Here is a 24077-nt window from a genome sequence, read left to right on the forward strand (position 1 = left end):
GTTATTTTCAGGATGGAATTATAGGAAGGAAAAACAACCCCCCGGAGCCACTTCCAGTGGTAACCAGTTTCATTACTCTCAAACTATGAGGCAATATACTCATCAAGTTTTTTGGCAATCATATTTTTCGGCATCGCCCCCAACATCTGATCAACAACCACACCATTTTTATAGATAAGCAGAGACGGAATACTTCTGATACCATACTTGGCCGCAGTAGCAGAATTCTCGTCAACATTGAGTTTTGCAATAACAGCCCTGTCCGCATAATCAGCGGCAAGCTCTTCAATAACAGGACCAAGCATCATGCAAGGACCACACCAGACTGCCCAGAAATCAACCAACACAACTTTATCAGAATCAAGAACCTCCGACTTGAAATTCAGATCAGTTGCCACAAGATATTTTCCGCTCATTTTTTCGTCGATTTAAGGATTAATAACAGCTTCACCAACATGACAATCTTAATATATCAGCGAAAACCTTTAAGCATCCTGAAGGCAACCTTAAAAAAAACTTAAAAAACCAGGGGGACGTTGTTGACTACCAGCACTTGCGTTAAAACAGATCGCATCAATACATCTCTTCCAGCGCTATCAGAAGCAACGAACCGACTAAAATATTTTCCAGTGAAATCAGACAGGCAGTTTGTAGCTAATCCTGCCGGTTTAAAGAGTTGCTCCGTAACGGACAGATCCACTACCCATCATGATGGTATCGGGAAACCTCATTTTCAAACATGGATGCTCTTTCAGAATTGGATTACAGTGAATGCCTGCCATATCGGTACTGGCGCACCAGGATAACAGGCTTCGCTGCTCTGGATATCAGAATATCAACCGATATGCTCGTCGATTTTCTTGGCAATGATGTTTTTCGGCATAGCTCCAAGCATCTGATCAACAACCTGTCCATTTTTAAAAACAAGCAGGGAAGGAATGCTTCTGATTCCGTACTGTGCAGCAGTATTGGGATTCTCGTCAACATTGAGTTTTGCAATGACAGCCTTTCCCTCAAAATCACCGGCAAGCTCCTCAATAACGGGTCCAAGCATCATGCACGGTCCACACCAGGCAGCCCAGAAATCAACCAGCGCAACTTTATCAGAATCAAGAATCTCTGTTTTGAAATTCAGGTCGGTTGCCACAAGATATTTTCCACTCATTTTTTTATACACCATTTTAAATTAGAAATACAAACTCATTCATTGCGATATGATCAATTACAATCGATCAGTGGAGAAAGTAACAAAAATATATCAATAAATCTGCCTACCCGGAAATCCTCACATTATCGGGGCCAAGAACCTCCTCAAGCTTTTCAATAGTGCTCTCCCCGGCATCGATAGGAGTACTCCGGGCAAAAATACTGATCGTCTCAATATTTTCGCCAGACTGCGCTTTTACCTCAAACTCGACCGGTGTTCCACCCTTGTTCGCATCAAAAATTTTTTTAACCCTGCCAAGTTTTTCCATCTGCAACTGATCATCAGCATCTACTTTAAGGACAACTTTTTTAACGAGAGCGTTCCTTACCTTCTTGATCGGAATAATCTCGCGGACAAGCAATTTAAGCATACCTCCACTCACCTCTCCTTCAGCAACGAGCATCAAGACCTCTTCAGGTTTTATCAAATGGCCATACTGCTCATAAAGACTGGCAAAGACCGTAAAATCCGCTTTGCCGGTAAAATCTTCAATAATGCCAAAAAGCATCTGCTTGCCTTTGCGGTCCTGATAGGGTTTCACCGATACAATGAGACCAAGTACCTTATACTGTTTTGCCGCAACAACCTCCTTGGCATCAAGCTGCAGCGTTGCAAAAGCCTGCCAGTCACGACGATAGGGTGAAAGTGGATGATGGCTCAGGTAAAAACCGACCAGTTTCTTTTCATGCAACAGCTTTTCAGCCTCGGGCATCATCTCGGCTGCATCCATGTCAGGATAGTGCGCCTCCTCAAGCTCCGCCCCCTCCTCAGCAGTAAAAAAGCCACACTGCCCCAGCGTCACGGAGCGATTCTGCATCTGTCCGAATTTAAACGCCTTGTCAACATTGGCAAGAAGGCGGGCACGATGCTGGTCGATCTCGTCAAATGCCCCCGAAAGAATCAGACACTCCAGCGCCTTGCGATTCATGACCCTCAAATCGACCGATGCCGCCAGATCAAACAAATTCACAAAATCACGCTTTCTGCGAAGCCTTGAAGTAACAACCGCCCTTGCAGCCGCACCAACCTGCTTGATGGCGCTCAACCCCACACGGATAAACGAACGTCCGCCAGCATCTTCAACCGCAAAAAGCGCATCACTTTTATTGATCGAGGGTGGCAGCGTCGAAATACCGAAACTTTTGGCCTCATCGGTCAAATGTTTCATCCGCTCAATATCACCAATTTCGCTGTTCAGGACAGCCGTCACAAACTCAATCGTGTAATGAGCTTTCAGATACCCCGTCCAGTATGCAAGCACCCCGTAAGCCGCCGAATGGCTTTTATTGAACCCATAACCGGCAAACTCAGCCATAAGTTCAAAAACCCTTGTGGCAAGTGTATCGTGTACCCCCTGCTTGATGGCTCCCTGAACAAAATCAGCCTTGTACTTCTCCATAATTTCAGGCTTCTTTTTTCCCATCGCCTTGCGCAGATTATCCGCCTTTGCAAGAGAAAAACCACCCATAACCTGAGATATCTGCATCACCTGCTCCTGATAGACAATAACGCCGTAGGTCTCTTTCAAAATCGTCTCAAGCATGGGATGCATGTAATCAATCGCCTCACGGCCATGCTTGCGATCAACAAAAAGATCGACAGCATTCCGCTTCTCATCAATTCTTGCATTAAGGGCCCCCGGACGATAGAGTGCGCTCATGGCGATGATATCACCAATCTGTGTCGGCTGAAGGCGTGTCATATAGCTCTGCATCCCCGACGACTCAAACTGGAAAATACCGGCCATCTTCCCCTCCTGAAAAATCCTGAACGTTTTGCGATCGTTCATGGGAACTTTTTCAAGCTCAATATCAAGGTTGTGGCGCCGCTTGATCATCTTGAGCGTTTCATCAATAACCGCCAGGGTTTCAAGTCCGAGATAATCAATCTTGAGCAGTCCGGATGTTTCAATCCAGTTCTTGTCAAACTGGGTAACAACCTGCTTCTCCTCGCTGCCGTCAGAAGCCTTTCCCCTGACATGATCGGGTTCATCAAGATCAATCTCATCAGCAAATTTACGCACCTCAGTTTCAATCTTGTTTGAAACATAAAGCGGAACCTGCTCCTCAAGCCGCCCGTCAGTAATCACAACAGCGCCCGCATGCATGGAAACATTCCGCGCCCTCCCTTCAAGAGCACGGGCATAGCGGATCAACTCTCGGAGTTCCGGCGTGCTTTCGGCAAACTGCTGCATCTCCTTCGCTTCACTCAATGCCTTTTCAAGCGTAATACCCGGCTTGACAGGCACCAGTTTAGCCAGTTTGTCGACCAGGGGCAGCGGAACCTCCAACACCCTTCCAGCATCCCTGATAGCCGCCTTGGCAGCAAAAGTACCAATCGCAATAACCTTTGCGACACTCTCCGTACCATATTTTTCAACGGTATACTCAAGCACCTTCTGCTTGCCGACAGGGGTAAAATCGATATCGATATCCGGCATTGAGGAACGCTCGGGATTTAAAAACCGCTCGAACAGCAACTTGTATTTGAGCGGGTCGATCCGTGTAATACCAGTCAGATAGGCAACAATGCTCCCGGCAGCCGATCCCCTTCCCGGTCCTACAGAGTAGCCAAGACGCCGGGAAGCCGCAATAAGATCACTGACAATAAGAAAATAGGAACTGAACCCCATCTTTTCGATCACACCAAGCTCAAGCTCGATTCTCGCGCGGACATCCTCAGCGCTGATACCATCAGCATCCGCGTCAGCATACTTCTCCTTTGCCCCCTCCAGTGTCAGATGACGGAGATAGGCAAACTCGCTCTCAAACCCCTCAGGAAGAGGAAAATGGGGCAAAATAGGCTCTTTGTCACTGAAACTGTAAGAACATTTCCCGGCAATCAGCGCCGTATTACTCAGCTCCCGATGTGCATCACTGAAGAGAGCGCTCATCTCCCCGGAAGATTTCAGATAATGGTCGCTTCCTGCAAGAGCCTGGAGATTCTGGTTCGAGAGCTTCTCCTTGGTGCGGTTGGCAACCATCGCCCGGTAACAGTCAGCATCCTTTCTTTCGAGATAGTGGACATTGTTGGTAGCGACAAGTTCAATCCCTAATTTTTCCGCCAGGGCAATTGTCTGCTCATTAAGCTTGTCATCAAAAGGGGTATTATGGCGCTGCAATTCCAGATAGAAGCGATCCCCAAAAATCTGTTTATAGTAGGCCGCAAACGTTTCAGCTTCATCCGTGGCCCCGGCAAGAAGCGCCCGACCTATTCTTCCTGCAGAATAAGCAGAAAGAGCAATCAGACCCTCATGACAGCTTTCAAGCAGACGGCTTTCAATATGCGGCATACCATTAACAAACCCCTCCCTCGCCGCACGTGAAAGCAGAATACAGAGATTGCGATATCCCGCATCATTCTGAACCAGAAGCACCAGCGAAGGAGAGACAGGAATACGACTATGCTGGTGAGCATCGGTTTCAAGCAGTAACAACTCGCTGCCGATAATGAGCTTGATCCCGGCACTTTTTGCCTCACTGAACAGCTCCGGCATATTGAACATTGCGCAATAATCGGTAACCGCAACACTCTTCATGCCAAACTTTACCGCAGCAGAAAAAATTTCATCCGGAAAAATTGGACTGCTCTGCATCGAATAATGCGTATGAGCATGTAAATGTATAAAATCCATATCGATAACGATCCTTCATCCTTAAATTCCAATATTTCCGTTTTCTGAACCACCCCTATACTTTGGAAATATTCCCGAAAATCAAGATAAACAAGGAAATGAAGAGAGTAAACTTTTGAAGGGTGAATTTATTATTCTCTTCTGAAAGAGGACGTTCACTGCATTAACATCAGTGATACGCCCGGTGCCGGGTAGTTTTGGGGTCTCTGTCCTCTACCTGGCGGCTGAGCGGGTTGAGGCGGAGGCTGATGTGTTTCACCTGAAAAATATTGAGCTGGCTTCAACGAAGAACTGGTTTGAGGCTGCGTGGTTTTTGGAGCGGAAGCATCCTTGAGCGATAGAACAAGCGTGAGGTTCCTCCCGGCGGATGACATGCCGAGGGATAAGTCTGAGGTGATTGGGTAGAGTACAACGGTATATGGACGGTATATGGACGTCATTTGGTTAAAACGATCAGTCAAAATGAACAGGCTGAATAAAGTGACGACCAATGTGGTAAGGAAGCAATTTTTTATGATTGAATCGTCCTATGATCATAGCTGGATGTGTGCCGAATTTTTGTGCAAAATCAATGATCTCGCTTTCCGTCAATGCTCCAGACTCAATAACAGCCCGCTCCTCTTCTTCAGAAAAAGTCCATCGTACGGCAAAAGCATCCGCTTGATCTTCTTTCGCCTTATCCTCTGCATCGAAACAATCATCTTCCAGTGATATATATTTTCTGCCGTGCAAAAGAATATGGCCTGCTTCATGAAAAAAGGTAAACCAGAATCGGTCATTCTGGTCATACCGTGCTGAGAGTTGAATCAATGGGATGTTATCGTGCAACCAGCGGGTTGAACCATGAATCGGGGCTTTCGGCAGACACGGTGTGTAAACAACCTTTACCCCCGCCTCTAAACAGAGCTGCTGCAGAAGCGGGAAAAAATCATCAGGATGCCCTGCCATGACTTTTTTGATGCTTCCAAGATTTGTTTTAAACGTTTTTGCATTAAACGAAGGGGCAACGAGCTTCGCAGCCTCCAACTCACCTTGACGAAGCCATGCAGAAATTGCAAAGGGCTCACGAGAGTGGGCTAACGATATTCGAAAGCTCACCTTCAGCTTGAGACCACAATAAAAGTCTTCCCAGGCCTGATGGCCGGAAATTCCAAAAAAACATAAGAGCGCCTCAACTTGTTGCTCCTCCTCTTCGGTTTTTGGCAACCAACCCAGTTGAGTCATTTTCGCGCAGGGAAATGAACGAGCCCAATCAATTCCAGAGATGAATAGATCCCGGCGTTTTTCCCTTGCAACCGCTTCATCATAGTTCTGCTGCCTCTTCAGCCAGAAATTGGCGGGGATGGCAAGTACTGATTCAAACTGCACCGCCATATCGGGAGTAAGAGAGCTCTCTCCATTGATAACTTTGACAATGGTCTGCTCTGGTTTTCCGGTACGCACGGCAAATTCTTTCTGGCTCATACCCAGTTCAACCAGCTTTTCCCGTAACGTCAGCCCGGGATGGGTCACCGTTTGCGGGATATATTCATTACGCTTCGACATTTTCAACCCTCTTTGTGATAATTTTCTATCTCAACGATCTCAACTCCCCTTATTTTTAGCCAGATATATTGACCATGATCAGTCTCAGGAACAGGGTTTTCATGAGGTTCAAAGATTAACCTGTAAGGCTGATCCAGATCACATGCCCATTGACCTTTACGATTATTTTTCAATTCATGATATCGTCCCGGGAGGTGGCGGACATCTTCAAGAGTTTCTGCTGCTCTCAGATCATCGAGCCGTTGCTTGAAAAGCTCCGCTCTTCTCGACCCAAGTTTACGCACTGCCAAACGATCATCATTTGCATATTTCCTCAGATCTTTACCCTCAAACGAAATGTCCATCAATAATTTAATAAAATTATGAACACTTACTACTCATCAAAATATCACAAATGAAGAATAACTCTGATAATCACCAAAGATCAGCCCCTGCCTGGTCAGGAAAAAAACGTCAGCGTTTCACGACACAATAGGGAAGTTCATATCGCTTGTTCGTCATAATCTTCCAGGTTTTCTCGTAGAGCGTAACAGGCAGTAACAGCTTTTCATCAGAAATGACGAGCAATGCAACCCTGTCATGGAAAATGGTAATTTCAACGGTTCTTGCCCTCCACTGTACACAAAACGAAAGGCTTTCCCATTTTTTCGGCAGCCACGGTTTCAACACCATCCGGTCAGACTTTATCGAAAAACCTCCGAAACCCGAGATCACCGTCTGCCATGTACCGCCAACCGCAGCCGCATGAATCCCCAGCGCCGTGTTTTCATGAAGATTCTCCAGATCAAAAAGCGCCGTCTTCATAAAATAGTGATAGGCCCTTGTGCGCATCCCGACAGAGAGGCCCATCATGGCATGAATACAGTGACTCAGTGACGATGCATGCGCCGTACGTTTCTCATAAAAATCAAAATTGGCTCTTTTATCCTCATCACTGAAAGAATGGGGAAAGAGCATCATCATGATGAGAACATCAGCCTGCTTGATCAACCGTGTCGACTGTATATTGCTGTAATCAATCCCCTCGGGAAGCACAGGATGACCCTTGCGGTCAAACTTCTCAACGAGATAATCTTTCAGGGAAAAGTAGCCGTCAAACTGCTCAAAAAGCCTTGTTTGGGGATCATAGGTGAGCCTGAGTTTCCTGCTGATAGCCAGCCATACATCCACCTCCTCCCTCTCAAGCCCTATTTTGGCGACAAGATCATCCAGAATTCCCGAATAGCTCCTGCCCATATACTTGAAAAGCAGCACAGCAAGCCCGAGATGCCATTTCACCATAAAATTCGTATAGGCATTATTGTTGACATGCTCATGAAACTCGTCAGGGCCAATGACACAACGAATTTCATAATGATCGCCCTCCTCAACAACCCTCGATGCCCAGAATCTCGCCGTAAGAAAGACCATCTCAAATCCATAATCCACAAGAAAACTGTCATCACCAGTGACACGAAAATACTTTTCAACACCATAGATCACATCAGAAACAATATGATCCTCCTCTGTGCCGGTATAAATCAACCGAATGGTTCGCTCAAGTTTTGAAGCAAACCTCGGAGTAACATCCTCTCCGGTCGTTGCTGACTCCCATGCATACTTCGCCCCTTTACAGCCCATTTTCAGCGCATTCTTCTTTGCCCCGTCGAGAGTATTGTAACGGTATAACAGCATATTCCGGGCAACATCAGGAAAATTGTAGACATAGAACGGAAGAATAAAAATCTCGGTATCCCAGAAAACATGACCCAGATAACCCTCGGAACTCAGAAATTTTGCTCCAATACCGGCAGGGCGGGAAGGCGCATTGATCAGCAACTGATAGACATTGAAACGCACTGCATGCTGAGCCTTCTCATCCCCTATAAGAACAATGTCCGCCTGCTTCCATTTTTCATTCCATGCCTTCAGATGAGCCGTTATTTCAGGAACCACTCCAGTGCGAACAAAGGATTTCAATTTGCAGATTGTACCCTTGAACATCTCTTCAGCCACAAACTCCCTGCTTGTAGCAACAACAACCAATTTCTCAAAAACATAGCTCTCACCCTGACGGGCCTCAAGGCTTATTTCGCTGGTGAACTTCTCACCATAAATCCTCGGTTCCCAGGCAAAACTCTGCATAAAAGGAGAAACAAGCTTCCATGAAGCCGCTTCAGCAATCCGTATACCCCGCTCTCTGGTTTTCATTTCGATATACATCAAAGCCCGGCCACGCTCGATTCTCTCAAGCTGCAGATGTTTGAGCTTTTCACGGGGGAAAAAGCCCCTGTTGCACACCTCACCGTTCAAACCACTGAGAACCCGGATCGGGCCGGAAAAATTGATCGGGGTTACCGTTACCATCATGTACCCCAGATGCACATCATGCATGAAAACAAGGCGAGCCGTTTCCAGCCGCACGATCTGGCCTGCAGGATTCACAAGCGTCGTACTCCGATGCAGCACCCCTTTCTTCATATCAAGGATCTGCTCATGGCTGAGCACCTTGCAAGTAGTCATACAGAATTTACAGCCATCACTCCAGACCGACACATCAGTCCACATAGGACACTTAACCAACTCCTCCACATCAGCTTCAGATTTATCGTAAATCCCCCCCACATACATACCACCGGCATTTCCGGGAGGCAACTCCTCAAGACTCCCCCGGATATTGAGATAACCATTTCCGATGGTCAAAAGCGTCTCATTAACCTGTACACTCTTTTCACTGTTGCGAAAACCCTTCCGCCTCAGCAGCCACTCTTCCGCCGAAAGATCAAGCAACGCCTTAACCACCAATCTGTCATCCGTAGCCTCCTGCAAAGAACCACTTACCATAATGCCCCCTCCCCCACTTTATTCCTGATGATGAGTAAACCCATCCGGCAACAGCCTTACTGATGAGAAAATAACGTATTACACTCTAATTCGAACAAAAGCTGCGGTTTAAAAGTTTATACCCATTTTCCCCACTCACTCCTCAGAATTACGGTGCAGAAACCAATTGGCATCAACTTTATCGGGATTTTCAGACTCCTCTTTATGGCGGTAACGCTTTTTTTCTTATTTTTTAACGAAATGCCAGCCTGTTTTATTCCTGTATCTATTTCAATGAAGTAATTGCCATCATCACTTTGGAGCAAAATACCTACAATCAATGCCCTGTCTGTGGCTATCCCCTCACCATGCAAAGTGCGGTATGCGCTCGGTGCGGTAATGACATTCTTGAAGATATCTCCTCCCTTGACCAGCAATCCCAGGAATTTCACCATCAAAACATTGAGGAAAAAAAAGCTGCGTGGTATACCCGCTGCCTAACCGAAAAGCTCAATGTCAGCACCAACGATCCAGCCTCATGCGGCGCAAAATCTCATCAGGAAAGCGCACGACAGAGCTTCACCCGAACGGATGAAATTGCCTACCTTGACAGCATCTCCAGAGCCGAACTCCTGAAAGAGTCTAACGCACGAAAAAAATGGTGGAACGCCCTCACCGCTGACTGGAAGGAGATTGTCAAAACAACCCTGAAAGTTGTTCGTGATCCCTCCGACCAGGAGCTGCTTGACTTCCTTGAAACAACCCACCTCCGTTGCGATAATCGTCGAATCCATAATCTCCTGCCTCTTCGCGTCCTTGAACATCTCCAACAGCTCCGCTGCGACGAGTCACCCGTCGAAAATCTCGACCCGCTTCAGCACCTCGAAAAACTGCGGCGCCTCTACGCATTCGACTGCGACTTTTCATCACTGGAACCCCTGCGTCACCTTGCCGGGCTGAAGCTCCTCTGGATCTCAAGCACCAAGATCACCTCACTTGAACCCATCAGCAACCTGCTCAATCTTGAAGAGCTCTACTGTTCCGAAACCGTCATCGATGACCTCTCCCCGCTCAAAAAGCTCATCAAACTCGAAAAACTCAGTTGCTACAAAACAGAAATCTCCTCGCTTGAACCACTCACAGATCTCGAAAATCTCATAGAACTCGGCATCGACAACTCAAACGTCATCGATATAACGCCGCTCTCCAAACTCAGAAGTCTTGAATACCTCCGCTGCAACAAAACCGGTATCAAGGATATTGAAGCACTCAGAGAGCTTTCCGATCTTCGTGAACTGAGCCTTGCAAACACGCCGCTCAGCAATATAGACCCCCTCGAAGAGCTCGCCAACCTTGAAGAGCTTGATCTGTCGAACACCGCCATCAGCTCCATCGCCCCCCTCATGCATCTTCAGAACCTCGAAAAGATAGAACTTTCAGCAGGCAGGATTCCCCAGGAAGAGCTTGAACGATTCATTGAACTCCACCCGGAGTGCGAAGTACTTTTGAAAGCATAGGCAATCCCCGCCACATGCAACAGGGGCGCCACACATCATCGCGCCCCTGCCTTGCTGCCCCAGATTCCCATTCTATCTTTCCTGGTAAACCCTATGGTTGACACCGTTACAATGGCTCCCCATCCACTTCCGGCATAGCCCGGCGCATAAATTCATCAAAAAGAGGTACCGTAAAGGCCATCACGCCATGCGAAGGGCTGTAGATCATTCCTTTTTTGATGAGCCCCGAGCGCACGGAGCTGAGCGCTGTAATTTCGACACCAAGAGCCGTGGAGATGTCGGCACTGCGATAGGGGCCCGGGCCAAGCTCGGCCATTGCACGCAGGTACTTTTTTTCACGATCGGTAAGGCAATTAAAGCGCACCCGAAAGAAATTTTCATCCAGACGGTTGACGACAAGTCTGGTTGTTTTCTCGACAACCGACAAGGTAATGGGTGAGCTTTCGGCCTGGTTCCAAACCTGATAGCCCCACTCCTGAAGAAAATAGGGATACCCCTTGGTCAGGCGAAAAATTTCGTGGAGGGCGTCACCGTCAAATAAGACCCCAGCCTCACCAACAGGTTCCTGAAGCGCTTTGGCAGCATCCTGCTCGTTGAGCGCCCCGATGTCAGGAAAATTAAAGAGCCGTTCTGCATAAGATATCACGTCCTGCCAGTTCCGGAGGAGGAGAGCCCGCGCCGGGAGAGAATGGATTTCTGATAGCATCCATCGAGAGTCCTGTTTTATTGAGAGTTATATTCTTTTATACCAATTTATACACCATTATACAACACTATACAACAAAAACGATATAATTCGTTCATATGCATTATCATCGCAACTTCCCTTATGACACCAGCGCAAAAAACTGCCGTACTGTCTATTGAAAAAAAAAATTTCCAAGCCCCCCCATGTCAGTTTTTCCCTGTTGAGTGAACTTTCTTTTTCAGAGTTCCAGATAACAGAGGATCAGAATTTCAGGAAGAGGAAGAATGACTGGAACGAATCACTCGAAAACCAATGAAGTAGCCCCTGTTCCTCGGATTGAGGTCGAGCCGGGAGGAGCAGCGCAGAGCATCAGCTTTATCACTATAATCCCCTCCGCGTAACGAACGCCTGTCTTTATCTTCATCATACCAATCCTCTGTCCACTCCCACACATTGCCCGCCATATCGTAGAGCCCCTCAGGCGTTGCTCCCTCAGGATAACGGCCTACAGGTGTCGTTCCCCCCTCGTGATTGTTATAATTAGCCCGTGTTTTATCAGGCTTACCCTTCTCTTCGGGCCAGGGATAGTCCCTAACCTTTAATACTTCATCCCGCTTGTCGCGCTGGCCTCCTGCGGCCCACTCCCACTGCACTTCATCCGGAAGCTGGTACCGTGCCCTCTCCCCTTCAAGCAGCGAAAGCCAGAGGCACCAGGCTTTGGCGGCAAACCAGCTCACCCCGACAACCGGCTGTTCATCCTTGTTGAATCGCTTGTCATCATCATAAAATGAGCGAAAGCGGCTGACCAAAGAGGGTTCTTCTTTCAGCCAATTGCTGAATCCTTTTATGCCCGATGCCAGCTCCTGCAAGCTCTTTCGGTATGTTTCAACGGGCACTCTTTCAGCAAATTCCGGCTCCTTTGCATCGAGATAGTCGATAAAGCGGCGGTAGTGCTGGTTGGTCACCGTGTATTTTGCAACGTACATATCAGGCACGGTTTCCGGCTTCTTCGTCCGAGAATAGATAAATGTTCCGCCTTTGATCAGGATGTACTCTGCACCAAGCTTGTCGAGTGTTACAGCAACAATAACCCGTTCCTCTTTCGACAACCCCAACTGCTTGAACTCCCTCACAACGGCAAGCGCTTCCGGTTTTGCGATAGTTTTCAGGCACTCAAGCAAATAGCGCTGCCGGTTTTGCGTGGTCGCCGGATCAAGCAGTTTTTGGCGCAAGGCATCAATCTTCCGTTGCGGCGCCTCCTCAACAAGAGCAACAAGCAAGTCCTGCTGCTTTTGTGTCAAGTTTTCAGTGACCGGTGAATCAAAAAGCTTCTGCATGAAGGAATCAAACACATCGGCATCATCAACATGACCGATAAAAAAGCGAAGCGGCTCCTGCCACCAATCGTCCCCGAACCGGGTAACGATGATGTCGAGATAACCCATCCGATGCATGTTTTTGAGCAGTTGAACGCCCGCCATATACTCACGGAATGACTTGTGCCGGAAAACATACTCTTTTTCACCGTACTCAACCAGAAGACCAGCCCGGTCAACAAGATTCCGGCAGAACTCCGATGCTGGCAGCGAATTGCAGAGCGTATCGAGCAGCTCCTGCATTTTATCCTGCATTTTATCCCGGTCAGCCTCATCTTTTTTCAGCTCATCCTGCATCCAGAGAGAGACCGGGCTCAGCACCCGACGAGCATCTTCTGCCGCAAGCAGCGGGTCAATTCCCCTGCGACGGTCGCGATAATCAAGCATGTAGTTCAACGCCGCATCGTAGAGCTTCAAACGACTTCCAGGCAGATACTCCCGATCTTTCCAGAGCATAGCCATAATCTGTAACAGCAGAGGAACCCCTGCCAGTGCACGTAAACTCCTGTTTTTATCCTGTGACAGAAAAGCAATAATCGCATCGGCTTTTTGGTCTGCTTTCTGTTCCTGAAGAATTCGCCATCTCCCCTTATCTCCAACGCTTGGTGGAATTTCGCCCAGAAATGCGGCCTTGAACCAGCGCTGTAAAAACTCCGCCTGCTGCTCTTTGGAAAAATCCATAATGTCGGCACGCAGATGGCTCGCTTCAAGCTCAATGCCATCTCCTTTCCGGTACCCGGTGCTCCGTGAAGTCACCACAAAGCGGGCAGAGGTAAACCTCTCAACCATCCTGTCAACCCAGCTACAGACAGCAATCCGCTCGTCAACATCACTGATTTCATCCAGACCATCGAGAAGCACAAGAGATGACGGCTCCTCAAGCCAGCCAGAAAAAAGTGTATCCGGAAGAGTGAGATAATTTTTTTCACACCATCCAGAGAGAATTGCAGGCAGTGAGGCATAGCCGCTATCACCCTTCTTGAGTTCACGCAGCGGAAAGTAAAAAACATTGACGTCTTCGCTGAACCCAAACTGAGTACAGCGCCCGTTGTCGAGACAGGAGAGCGCATAGTATTTCAGCAGGGTTGTTTTTCCTGAACCAGGATCGCCGATAACGAGCAGTAACGGGTAATTTTGGAAAACAAAACGCATAACCTCTTCAGGAGTGCTCGTACGCTCCTCAGTTTGCGACACACACGGTTCGTCTGCGGCATGGATGCGTGTTTCGCAACGCGATGTGCCAGAAAGAGATAAAGAAACAAAAGTGTCGGAGAGCTTTGCTGAAAAATTTGTAATGACGGGAGAGCCTGTCAGGGTGATGTTGCCCAATTGTCTCGCCAGGGTTGAGTGGTAACGTTTGAGGGCCGAAGCAGCATCGAGCTTCGGCGAAACAACAACGCGCTCTTGAGCTGTGGCTTCAGGCCCAAACCACTTGGGTATCTGGATGTCGAGATGAGTCAGAAGGTTTTGACGAAATCTATCCTGACTGTCATATTCCCACAACAGCGAATACCCTTGCAGGGAAGCTTTAAATTCAGCAAGTCTCGTCAACTGACCGGCGAACTCCATTACCTTGCCGGAATCCGAAAGATTCAATGGGTAGTTGGCTTTGGAAAAATAGAGCATGACCGGCTTACCCTTGCTCATCAACCGCTGTACCTCTTCAACAGCTCCTCCCGGAGCCACACCGGTATCAGTACCAATCCGTGTCCAGAAAATACCGATGGCACAATCACACTCGTCAACAATCTGTTTATTGAGAATTCCCTGCACCCTGTCACCGCATTCAGGAGCACCGTGTGATTCCCACAACACCGGTTCCAGCCTCAGTCCAGACAACTGATGACGGATATGCCAGGTACGGATTACCTCATCGGCTATTTTCCGCTCTGCAGCAACGTCAGAGGGAGATGCGACAAGAACATGTACAATTCGACTTTGTTTATCATCTGTTCGTCTGTTCATTTTTTCAGCTCTTGATTTGCAAAGCCAAGCGCATCAACTCCCACCAAACAGCCAATCGGATTGATCGACTTGAGTTCCAATACTGCTATTGCTCTCTTGATGCCGTAACAACAGATAAAAGATGCTTGTCCAATGTCAATAACTCAAGCTTCAATGAGAGTGCCGTTGCTGCAATAATGGCATCTGGCAATTTAATTTTACGCTTTCTGCGTAACTCAATAACCCTGTTTTCAATCTCACTGGTCAGAGTGCAGTGGGTAAAATGGTCAAGTTTCTCCCTGATAAACGACTCTTCACCATCGGTAATCCCTGGATATCCCAATAATTCCATTCGCGTCACAACACTGTAAAAACACTCGGAAGAGTAAACCTGTCGGGAGAATAGTTCCTCTATTACTATCGGATTTGACTTGAAGAGAGCAAGTATAAAATTGGTATCAAGAAGATATTTATTCCCACTCATCACGCAACCGTTTCTGGATTTCTAAAGGATCTCCGGAGAATGTAGTGGAAGTTTCCAGGCCACCAGCAATATCGATCAACACCTCTCTATTTGCGGTGTTTTTTTTTACCGTTTTATTCTGCAAAAACTCTGCGAAATCAAGAATTTCGGCAACAACCGACTCGGGAAGCTCTTGCGCTGTTTTATAAAGTTTTTCTGCTGTCGTCATGGTATGCCCCCTTTTCAACGATCGGTTACCTTATGCATCTATCTTTATTATACTCACAATACAAAGAAAATTCAAACCACAGTTCCCCCACCCATCCTCAAGGAGCATAAAAGGTTGCGGGTATTGGCCTGCCGCGCATGGCCGACCCGCCCTGAAAGCTTGTTGCTGCGCATATTGGCCACTGCGGCAATGAAAGAGCGGTAAAGCCTGTTGATAACCGGATATTTGGCAACGTAGAGATCCGGCACATCCACAGTTTCCTCTGTCACTGAATACCGGTAGTTTCCACCCGGTATCAGGATGTACTCGGCATTCTCTTCATTAGGGTTGCGGTATGAAGTGTTTTTTTCGCCTGCACTCGTTGTTGCTTGATCGACGTATGGTTGCCCTCCAAGAGCGAGCAAGACCTCTTCAGCCCGACTGGCAACATCCCTGTTTTTGGCAAGCCCCTCAAGGATAAACTGCTGCAAGGCATCAAGGGGCGCCGTTTTTCCGATGGTTTTCAGACAGTCCAGAACCACCCGCTGGCGGCTGACAGTGGCTGCGGGGTCAAGCAGCTTTTTGCAGAGGGCAATGACCTTTTTTCCGCCAGCAAACCTGCTCGATTGCTCAGATTTATCCTTTTTATTGGGATGGAAACCTGACTCAGGCCTGTCGGAAAGGCGAAGAGGCACAAAGGTGTCGTCGTTCAAATTGACCTTGATGCTTTCAACGCCAGGCAATCCCAGCATACGAATATAGCCCAACTCCTCTTTCAGGGTTGAACGACATTTCAGTAACGCAGCCCAATTGTCCGCAGCTTGACGCTTGACCTGAAAATCAGGATCGTTTTTTTCGCCAGTTTTGCTCGCTTTCCCTCTCAACCCTGCCTGAGAAGTGTGGCCGCCAGCTTCATCTGTGCATGCTCAAAAGCTGGCGCAAAATCGACCAGGTCATGCGGTTCCATGCCAACCGTCGCAGTTAAAGCCACAACTCGCCAGTTCTCTACAGCAGTGTAGACCTGCCGCAGGATTTCGAGCGCACGCTCTCTTTCGAGCCAAAACTGAGCAGCAACAAGCAACACATCTTTAATGGAGGATACAGGCCCCGTATCCTCCGTCAACCATGTTTTGAGTTCCTGATCCTTGTCGGGGAAAGGATTGAGATCGAAGGCTGGCGCAAGCCGCCACTGACCGTGACCGACGTGCAGAAAGCCATGATTGTGCAGATGGTCATCCACATTGGTAATCAACAGATTAAAGACAATTCGACGCCACAGCTCTGCCAGATCATGTTTTGGGTCTGCACAGGTAGCGATAATACGCTCGGCTATCTCGCTGTATGAAGAATCATCATCACGGCGGAGCTGAAGGAGAGAGGCTGCCGACAAATAGGGAATACGACCACCCTGAAGCGTACGATCAAAACGACGCACGACAGCCACTGGAGCTTTGTCAGCATAAACAATACGAGCCTGGGCGGCATCAATACCGGCAACCAAAGCAAGGCGCAAGGCCAAAACTTCACCTTTGGTCACACTGCGCTGATCCTTGACGCTTGAGAACTTGCCGATGGCCAACTGCCCATTGTCATCAATGACAGAGCATTTCGGACGAAGCCCGCCGAGTGAGGTTCCCCTGCCACGGAGGTAACGAAGGTCTGCTTCCGTATCACTCCCCCGCTCAACAGCATGGCTTGCACCAAGCAAATGTGCCAGCTCCAGCAAGGGTGGCGTTGCCCTGTCGCCACTCTCAATGGTTCTCAGATAGTTCCCGGTTTCATCGCGCAAACGCAGAGCGCCAACCCTACTGAAATCATCCACACCGACCAGATAGTCCCATTCCGTAAGAGGAGCAAATGGCTGCTCAGCGCCATGCAGCATCTGCACGTTACGACGCTTTGCATGATCACGCGCAATGACACGGCAACCCCAACCATCAGGCGCCGTATCGGCAATTGCAAAATGAAAAACGGAGTCATTTGCGGAAGCTGCCTTATGGTACTGATGTGTTTCAATCAATAGAAGGTCAGGGGAGATTGAAAAGCGCTCAATCGACTGAAGCCACTGTCGGCTATAGGCAAACGAAGAGTTTTCACGCATACCACTACGAGCATAGGCAAGTTGGCCAACAACCATCCCGCCTTCACCAAGGCAAACCGTTGCACTTCGCTGTATCGCCTTGCTCATAGCGCACCGGACTCCGCTGAAGGCTTTCGGGAGCGGATACGCCGGGGCAACTGCTCATCCATCAAAACAAGTCCGATATCATCTTTTGCCGTATCGAGCAGTTGGTTAAGCTTCTCGATTTCACCAAGCACATACATGGCACGAGCAATGGTTCCCCAGCTCAAACCTGGATCGCCCTTTTCCAGCCGCCTCAAACTGGAGACCGAAATACCTATCCGCTCTGCCATCGACTCCTGCGAAAACCGGCGACGACGCCTCGCCAGCGACAAATCCCGGCCAAATTTCATGACAGCGCGTTTAACCGGCAAAGGCATTGGCGCTTTTTCTTCAGAAACAATCATATTTAAGCGCTTATAAAAGATTAATGTTTTTATATAAATGAATATAAAAAACGACAACAGCAATCAAAAAAGACAGGGAGCCGCTTGAGCAGATCAAAAAGATGAACTATTACGAAAAATACACAGGAGAACGCTACCTGATTGGCATCGTTTTTGACCCCAAAGCAAGAAACGTAAGCAAGTTCGAGTGGGAGAAGATCTGCTGTTGAGTGAGTTCTTTTTTTTAGATTTCCAGATTGCTATAACGGATCTCTTAAAAAAGCTGATCCGCTGATGTTCCGATACAAAAACACCCCTTCCGGGAGGCTTATATCAAATACTGAAGGGATTATCCCTGAATAACATCGTTCAAAAAAACGGCAGGAGAAACAATATCAATCCGACGGAATGGATTCAGAACAAGACAACAAAATCAAAAACCTGCCGCGATACCGTATGGGGAAGTAAAACCGCACTAATTGCAACATTTGTATCAATAACAGCACAAATTTTATTTTTCATTGAGTAATGATGCCAAAAGTTCCGGTGTCATACCCTGAGCCTCTGCATAACGGCCAATTTCATCCATAATATCAGTGAGAGAGCGTTCAGGAATCGACATCAATTCCTGTAAACGCAACGTCAATAACAGTTGAAGCTTGTTCTTTTTATCGGCAGATACCTGTGAAAACGTCTGAGCGACCTTTTCATCGACCTCAATAACAATCGCTGTCATGTTGTATAACCTTTTGCATATCGTTTCGGATTCTTTTTAATCTATAAAATACTCATCAAAGAAGCAGATGATATTTGTTCCAACCTGCCCCCCAACCGTTTCCGAATCTCTGAAGGATCCAGTTTTTCCCCTCACAACCACAATAATTGCGAAAGGTTGCGGGTTTTGGCCTGCTTGGCATGAGCAAAACAATCAGCATTTCGTGAGCTGGCATTGCAGGATAGTTGACAATTGACAATGGAGATACACCGACTTCGAGGTTTACAAAAAAATTTTTTCAACCCTCCCCATGTCAGTTTTTCCCTGTTGTGTGAACTCTCTTTTTTCAGAGTTCCAGATATCAGAGAATCAGAATTTCAGGAAGAGGAAGAATGACTGGAACGAATCACTCGAAAACCAATGTAGCTATTCCTGCTCCTCGGAAGGTCGGCGTACCGGGAGGAGCAGCGCAGAGCATCAGCTTTATCACTATAATACGCACCACCCCTTAATGCACGCCAGTTTTCTTCTTTTTTATACAAATTCTCCGTCCACTCCCACACATTGCCCGCCATATCGTAGAGCCCCTCAGGCGTCGCTCCCTCAGGATAACGGCCTACAGGTGTCGTCCCCCCCTCGTGATTGTTATAATTAGCCCGTGTTTTATCAGGCTTACCCTTCTCTTCGGGCCAGGGATAGTACCTAACCTTTAATACGGTATCCCGCTTGTCGCGCTGGCCCCCTGCGGCCCACTCCCACTGCACTTCATCCGGAAGCTGGTACCGTGCACTCTCCCCTTCAAGCAGCGAAAGCCAGAGGCACCAGGCTTTGGCGGCAAACCAGCTCACCCCGACAATCGGCTGTTCATCCTTGTTGAATCGCTTGTCATCATCATAAAATGAGCGAAAGCGGCTGACCAAAGCGGGTTCTTTTTTCAACCACTCGCTGAATCCCTCTATGCCCGATGCCAGCTCCTGCAAACTCTTTCGGTATGTTTCAACAGGCACTCTTTCAGCAAATTCCGGCTCATTTGCATCGAGATAGCCGGTAAAGCGGCGGTAGTGCCGGTTGGTCACCGTATATTTTGCAACGTACAGTTCAGGCACGGTTTCCGGCTTCTTCGTCCGAGAATAGACGAATGTTCCGCCTTTGATCAGGATGTACTCCGCTTCCAGCATATCACGCTCTACATCAGCAACAATCACCTTTTCTTTCGACAAGCCTGACTTCCGGAACTCCTGTATTACCGCTTCGGCATCCGGTTTATGAAAAGCCTTCAGGCACTCAAGAAGGTAACGCTGCCGTTCAAGAGTGGTTCCCGGAGCAAGCAGTTTGTTTTTCAAGGCATCACTCTTGCTCTGCGGCGCCTCTTCAATAAGGGTTATGAGCAAATCGAGCTGCTTCGGTTCCAATGCATCGGTGACCGGTGAATCAAAGAGCAGTTCCATAAATCTGTTGAACAGATCAGCATCCTCAACATGGGCAATAAAAAAGCGAAACACCTCCGTCCACCAGTCGTCACCAAAATGGCTCACCAGATTCTTCAGCGCATCAGGCCGATGCATATTCTTGACAAGCTGCACTCCGGCCATGTACTCGCGGAAAGATTTGTGGCGGAAAACATAGTGATGATCACCATACTCCAGCAGCAAACCTGCACGATCAACAAGGTTCCGGCAAAAATCTTCTGCCTGTAGTGACTTGTTCAGCGTATCAAGCTGCACCTGCATCTGCTGCTGCATCTCAGCCCGGTCAACCTCATCTTTTTTCAATTCATCCTGCATCCAGAGCGAAACCGGGCTTAATACTCTCCGTGCATCTTTTGCCGCAAGCGATGGCTCTATTGCTCGATAGCGATCACGATAATCAAGCATAAAGTTCAGCGCCGCATCGTACAACTCAATCCGGCCTTCAGCCAGATAACCACGCTCTTTCCAGAGCATTGCCATAATCTGCAAGAGCAAAGGCACGCCCGCAAGCAGACGCAGGCTTTTGTTTTTTTCATCCTCAAGAAAAGCAAGAATTGCTTGAGCTTTTCCGGTTGCCCTGCTCTCCTGCTCTGCTTGCCACTCCTTAAACGCTATCGTACCAGGGCGAATCTCTGCAAGCAGGGCCGCTTTAAACCAGCGTTGCAAAAACTCCCTCTTCTGCTCCAATGAAAAATCAAGAATGTCTGCCCGTCTGTGTCCGGCCTCAATTTCAATACCATCGCCTTTTCGGTAACCCGTGCTGCGCGACGTTACCACAAACTTTGCTTTTGTAAAGCGTCGCACCGTCCGGGTAATCCACTTGCAGGCAGCAATACGGTCGTTTACATTGCTGATTTCATCCAGTCCATCAAGCAACACCAGTGCAGAAGGCTGCTCAAGCCACTGCGTAAAGTGCTCTTTTTTGATGGTGAGTAATTGTTTGTGAGACGACGCTGCAAGGTTCTCCTCAAGTGACCTATACCGGTTGCCCCGCTTTTGCAACTCTCGCAAGGGCAGAAAAAAAACAGTGACGGCTCTCTTGAAACCATACCTCTCCCGTTGCTGTTCATCAAGGCAACAGAGCGCATAATGCTTCAGCAAGGTGGTTTTTCCTGAACCTGGTTCACCGATGATGAGCAACAGTGAACAGCGCTGCTCAAAAAAGACCCCGCGCATCACCTTTTCCGGTGTACTGCTTTTTTCGTACACAACGTCGTCACATCGGCACCCTTGTGCAGTAGTGCGATCTTCACAATGCAACGATCCCGAAAGGCTTAACGAAACAAAGGTTTCAGAAAGCTTTAAAGGCACATGGCCAAACGCTGGCGAACCCATCAGCGTCATATCGCCAAACTGCTGCTTCAGGGTAGCATGGTAGCGCTGGAGCAAGGCGACGGATACATCCACCTGCGGCAAAGGCTCTGGAAGATACGCTGGAGACTCAACAGCAAGAATATCGGCCATAGCCACTTTCAGCTTTTCAAGCGCAACTTTCACAAGATCATCGCAATTCTGATAATTGGGACATGGTGTCAAGGAGCAGGAGTTCTTTTCCGTCCAGTCACTTGTCAACTGCATCTGACGCTTCAGCAATGCCGTCCAATCTTCGGCAGCCTGAAGTTTGGCCTCTGCATTTGGAAACGTGCCGTGATCAGGCTGCTTTTCCGGAAAAAACGCCAAAATATGCAGGCGCTGCTTCCGGCTGCGCTCTCTTACCTTTTCCAGCTCCTGCCAGGTAACAGCGCCAACCCGCTCTTTAAAAACAAAAATGGCAATCCGTGCATGATCAAGAGCATCTCTGACAACCGCCTCCTGACCGCCAGTGATGGGTAACGCGTCTTCACGCCACTCCCAAAAAACCCACCTGCGAAAACGTGAACGATGCAAATTGACTTTCAGAAATTCCCGAAAGCTCTTCTCAATCTCCGGCCTCAACAACTTTAGAGCCTCAGCTTCCGCCGAAGCATCGTCACTGTGCCCAATGAAAATCAGAAGTTCATCCGGCGGGAATTCAGGGGTGGCATTTCTGGTGTCTGGTTGCATGGAGTGCGGCATTTCTTTTTTCGTATCATTCTGCTCTTTTCCGTTCGCCAATTTACCAGAAATTCCCGGTATACCGTTCAAATCAGGATCGATTTTTTTCGCCAGTTTTGCTCGCTTTCCCTCTCAACCCTGCCTGAGAAGTGTGGCCGCCTGCTTCATCTGTGCATGCTCAAAAGCTGGCGCAAAATCTCCTTGCTCATAGCACACCAGACTCTGCTGAAGGCTTTCGGAAGCGGATACGCCGGGAAGGAGCATTGCAGATGCAATCGCTTTCTGTGTATATTTGCTGGAGCCTTTCAGCAATGCGAACCATTGATGATGAAAAAAATGATACTCATGATGGTTGCTGTTTAAAATCGAGGTTGAATACCATGCAAAAGCTGCCCGTAGGAATACAAACTTTCAGTAAAATAATCGAGGGTGATTATCTCTACATCGACAAAACGGAGATTGCCCGTTCATTGATTGAACAATATCAATATGTCTTTCTGTCGCGGCCACGCCGTTTCGGAAAAAGCCTCTTTCTCGATACGCTGAAAAATATTTTCGAAGGGAAACGAGAGCTATTCAGGGGGCTTCTCATCGAAGAACAATGGAACTGGGAGGTAACCCGGCCAGTCATCAAGATCAGTTTCAGTGGCGGGGTTCACTGCCGGGAGAGCCTTGAAAAAAACCTCTTCTATATCCTTAAGGACAATCAGGAACGGCTCAATATTGTCTGCGAAGAAAAAGAGGATCCGAACCAATGTTTCGCAGAATTAATCAAAAAAGCATTTCAAAAGCATAATCAGAAAGTTGTCATTCTCGTTGATGAGTACGACAAACCCATCCTTGACAATATCGAGCAGCTCCCCGAAGCGCTCGCCATCCGGGATGGAATGCGCGACTTTTATACAAAAATCAAGGAGAATGACGAATATCTGCGCTTTGCCTTCCTCACCGGAGTGAGCAAATTCTCCAAGGTATCACTCTTCAGCGGCCTGAACAACCTCGAAGATATCAGCCTCAATGCGGACTATGGCGCTATTTGCGGCTACACCCAGCTTGACGTGGAAACCCGTTTTGCTCCGTATCTCGAAGGCGTCGATATGGAAGAGGTCAAACAGTGGTACAATGGGTATAACTTTTTGGGTGACAGGGTCTATAACCCTTATGATATCCTGCTCTTTATCAAAAACCAAAAGATGTTCAAAAACTATTGGTTCGAGACAGGAACACCCCGCTTTTTGATTGAGCTCATAAAAAAGAACAGCTATTTTATCCCCAAGCTTAACGGGATTCGAGTTAATGAGTCTCTGGCCAACAGCTTTAACATCGAGTCGCTCAATCTGGAAACGATTATGTTTCAGACAGGCTATCTGACCATAAAATGCGTGATCCAGTCGGGCATGGGAGTTGGTTACGAGTTGGGATTTCCCAATAAGGAGGTGCAGATCAGTTTTAACGATTATATTTTGCAATCGATGACCAGCGTTTCAGAAAAAGAGCCGATTCGCTATGAACTGCTTGATGTCATCAACGCCGGGGATGTTGCAAACCTGGAACCTCTTATCCATCGGCTTTTTGCAAGCATCGCCTACAACAACTTCACCAACAATGCTATCGAGAGTTACGAAGGCTTTTACGCCAGCGTACTCTACGCCTATTTTGCAAGTCTCGGCCTCGACATCATCGCCGAGGATGTGAGCAACAAGGGGCGGATTGACCTGACGCTGAAGGCCGAAGGGAGAACCTTCCTGTTTGAGTTCAAGGTGACCGACAGGGAGCCGCTTGAGCAGATCAAAAAGATGAACTATTACGAAAAATACGCCGGAGAACGCTACCTGATTGGCATCGTTTTTGACCCCAAAGCAAGAAACGTCAGCAAATTCGAGTGGGAGAAGATCTGAGAAGAGTGGACAGTGATCAGTTGTCAGTTGTCAGTGGGCAGTGGGCAAGCACCGACTGAGTGACTTTGC

18 protein-coding genes are annotated in these 24077 nt (G+C 47.9%); 3 read left to right on the plus strand and 15 right to left on the minus strand.

Translation table 11 applies throughout. The features are described from left to right. Window positions 1–83: 83 nt before the first annotated feature. The 3 genes from trxA (PPHA_RS07655) to PPHA_RS07665 all read right to left on the minus strand — a co-directional run bounded on the left by trxA (PPHA_RS07655) (window position 84) and on the right by PPHA_RS07665 (window position 4841). Window positions 84–416, minus strand: coding sequence for a thioredoxin (trxA, locus tag PPHA_RS07655; RefSeq protein WP_012508282.1), 333 nt, complete (start codon window positions 414–416; stop codon window positions 84–86). A gap of 419 nt (window positions 417–835) precedes the next feature. Then, entirely contained in the window at window positions 836–1165 is a 330-nt protein-coding gene (gene trxA, locus PPHA_RS07660) for a thioredoxin (protein WP_041526480.1), read from the minus strand. Window positions 1166–1271: 106 nt separating this feature from the next. Further along, window positions 1272–4841, minus strand: coding sequence for a DNA polymerase III subunit alpha (locus tag PPHA_RS07665; RefSeq protein ID WP_012508284.1), 3570 nt, complete (start codon window positions 4839–4841; stop codon window positions 1272–1274). Between the two features lie 184 nt (window positions 4842–5025). Here PPHA_RS07665 and PPHA_RS15950 point away from each other — a divergent pair, with 184 nt between their 5' ends. After that, on the plus strand, window positions 5026–5175 hold the full coding sequence (locus PPHA_RS15950) for a hypothetical protein (protein WP_190273980.1): 150 nt from the start codon (window positions 5026–5028) through the stop codon (window positions 5173–5175). 119 nt (window positions 5176–5294) lie between these two features. Here the strand turns inward: PPHA_RS15950 and PPHA_RS07670 are convergent, their stop codons facing one another. The 3 genes from PPHA_RS07670 to PPHA_RS07680 form a co-directional block, all read right to left on the minus strand. Continuing rightward, a complete protein-coding gene (locus PPHA_RS07670) occupies window positions 5295–6386 on the minus strand; it encodes a HigA family addiction module antitoxin (protein WP_012508285.1) in 1092 nt (363 codons plus the stop codon). A gap of 2 nt (window positions 6387–6388) precedes the next feature. Beyond that, the gene (locus PPHA_RS07675; RefSeq protein WP_012508286.1) at window positions 6389–6730 is read right to left on the minus strand and encodes a type II toxin-antitoxin system RelE/ParE family toxin; all 342 of its coding nucleotides are present in this window, start codon (window positions 6728–6730) and stop codon (window positions 6389–6391) included. A 109-nt stretch (window positions 6731–6839) separates the two neighbouring features. Further along, window positions 6840–9209 (minus strand): glycoside hydrolase family 65 protein, encoded by a 2370-nt coding sequence (locus tag PPHA_RS07680; RefSeq protein ID WP_012508287.1) that lies wholly within the window; start codon window positions 9207–9209, stop codon window positions 6840–6842. 296 nt (window positions 9210–9505) lie between these two features. Between PPHA_RS07680 and PPHA_RS07690 the strand changes: the two genes are divergently transcribed. Next, on the plus strand, window positions 9506–10705 hold the full coding sequence (locus tag PPHA_RS07690; protein ID WP_012508288.1) for a leucine-rich repeat domain-containing protein: 1200 nt from the start codon (window positions 9506–9508) through the stop codon (window positions 10703–10705). A gap of 106 nt (window positions 10706–10811) precedes the next feature. Here the strand turns inward: PPHA_RS07690 and PPHA_RS07695 are convergent, their stop codons facing one another. The 9 genes from PPHA_RS07695 to PPHA_RS07735 form a co-directional block, all read right to left on the minus strand. After that, window positions 10812–11411: a hypothetical protein gene (locus PPHA_RS07695; RefSeq protein WP_012508289.1), complete on the minus strand. Its 600-nt coding sequence runs from the start codon at window positions 11409–11411 to the stop codon at window positions 10812–10814. Window positions 11412–11662: 251 nt separating this feature from the next. Further along, on the minus strand, window positions 11663–14734 hold the full coding sequence (locus PPHA_RS07700; protein WP_012508290.1) for an NACHT domain-containing protein: 3072 nt from the start codon (window positions 14732–14734) through the stop codon (window positions 11663–11665). An 85-nt stretch (window positions 14735–14819) separates the two neighbouring features. Then, a complete protein-coding gene (locus PPHA_RS07705; protein WP_012508291.1) occupies window positions 14820–15197 on the minus strand; it encodes a type II toxin-antitoxin system VapC family toxin in 378 nt (125 codons plus the stop codon). After that, window positions 15184–15405 (minus strand): DUF2281 domain-containing protein, encoded by a 222-nt coding sequence (locus PPHA_RS07710; RefSeq protein WP_012508292.1) that lies wholly within the window; start codon window positions 15403–15405, stop codon window positions 15184–15186. The genes PPHA_RS07705 and PPHA_RS07710 overlap by 14 nt, the downstream gene beginning before the upstream one ends. A 71-nt stretch (window positions 15406–15476) precedes the next feature. Continuing rightward, window positions 15477–16268, minus strand: a complete 792-nt coding sequence (locus PPHA_RS07715) for a formylglycine-generating enzyme family protein (protein WP_012508293.1) — start codon at window positions 16266–16268, stop codon at window positions 15477–15479. Next, on the minus strand, window positions 16265–17572 hold the full coding sequence (locus tag PPHA_RS07720) for a type II toxin-antitoxin system HipA family toxin (protein ID WP_012508294.1): 1308 nt from the start codon (window positions 17570–17572) through the stop codon (window positions 16265–16267). The genes PPHA_RS07715 and PPHA_RS07720 overlap by 4 nt, the downstream gene beginning before the upstream one ends. Next, window positions 17569–17913, minus strand: coding sequence for a helix-turn-helix domain-containing protein (locus tag PPHA_RS07725; RefSeq protein WP_012508295.1), 345 nt, complete (start codon window positions 17911–17913; stop codon window positions 17569–17571). Before PPHA_RS07725 ends, PPHA_RS07720 begins: the two co-directional genes overlap by 4 nt. 490 nt (window positions 17914–18403) lie before the next feature. Then, window positions 18404–18628, minus strand: coding sequence for a hypothetical protein (locus PPHA_RS07730; protein WP_012508296.1), 225 nt, complete (start codon window positions 18626–18628; stop codon window positions 18404–18406). A gap of 356 nt (window positions 18629–18984) precedes the next feature. Then, window positions 18985–22119 carry an NACHT domain-containing protein gene (locus PPHA_RS07735; RefSeq protein ID WP_012508297.1) on the minus strand — a complete coding sequence of 1045 codons (3135 nt, stop codon included), beginning with the start codon at window positions 22117–22119 and terminating at the stop codon, window positions 18985–18987. Window positions 22120–22490: 371 nt separating this feature from the next. Between PPHA_RS07735 and PPHA_RS07745 the strand changes: the two genes are divergently transcribed. Continuing rightward, window positions 22491–24008, plus strand: a complete 1518-nt coding sequence (locus PPHA_RS07745) for an ATP-binding protein (RefSeq protein WP_012508298.1) — start codon at window positions 22491–22493, stop codon at window positions 24006–24008. Window positions 24009–24077 lie beyond the last annotated feature (69 nt).

It is taken from the genome of Pelodictyon phaeoclathratiforme BU-1 (assembly GCF_000020645.1).
GTDB lineage: Bacteria > Bacteroidota > Chlorobiia > Chlorobiales > Chlorobiaceae > Chlorobium > Chlorobium phaeoclathratiforme.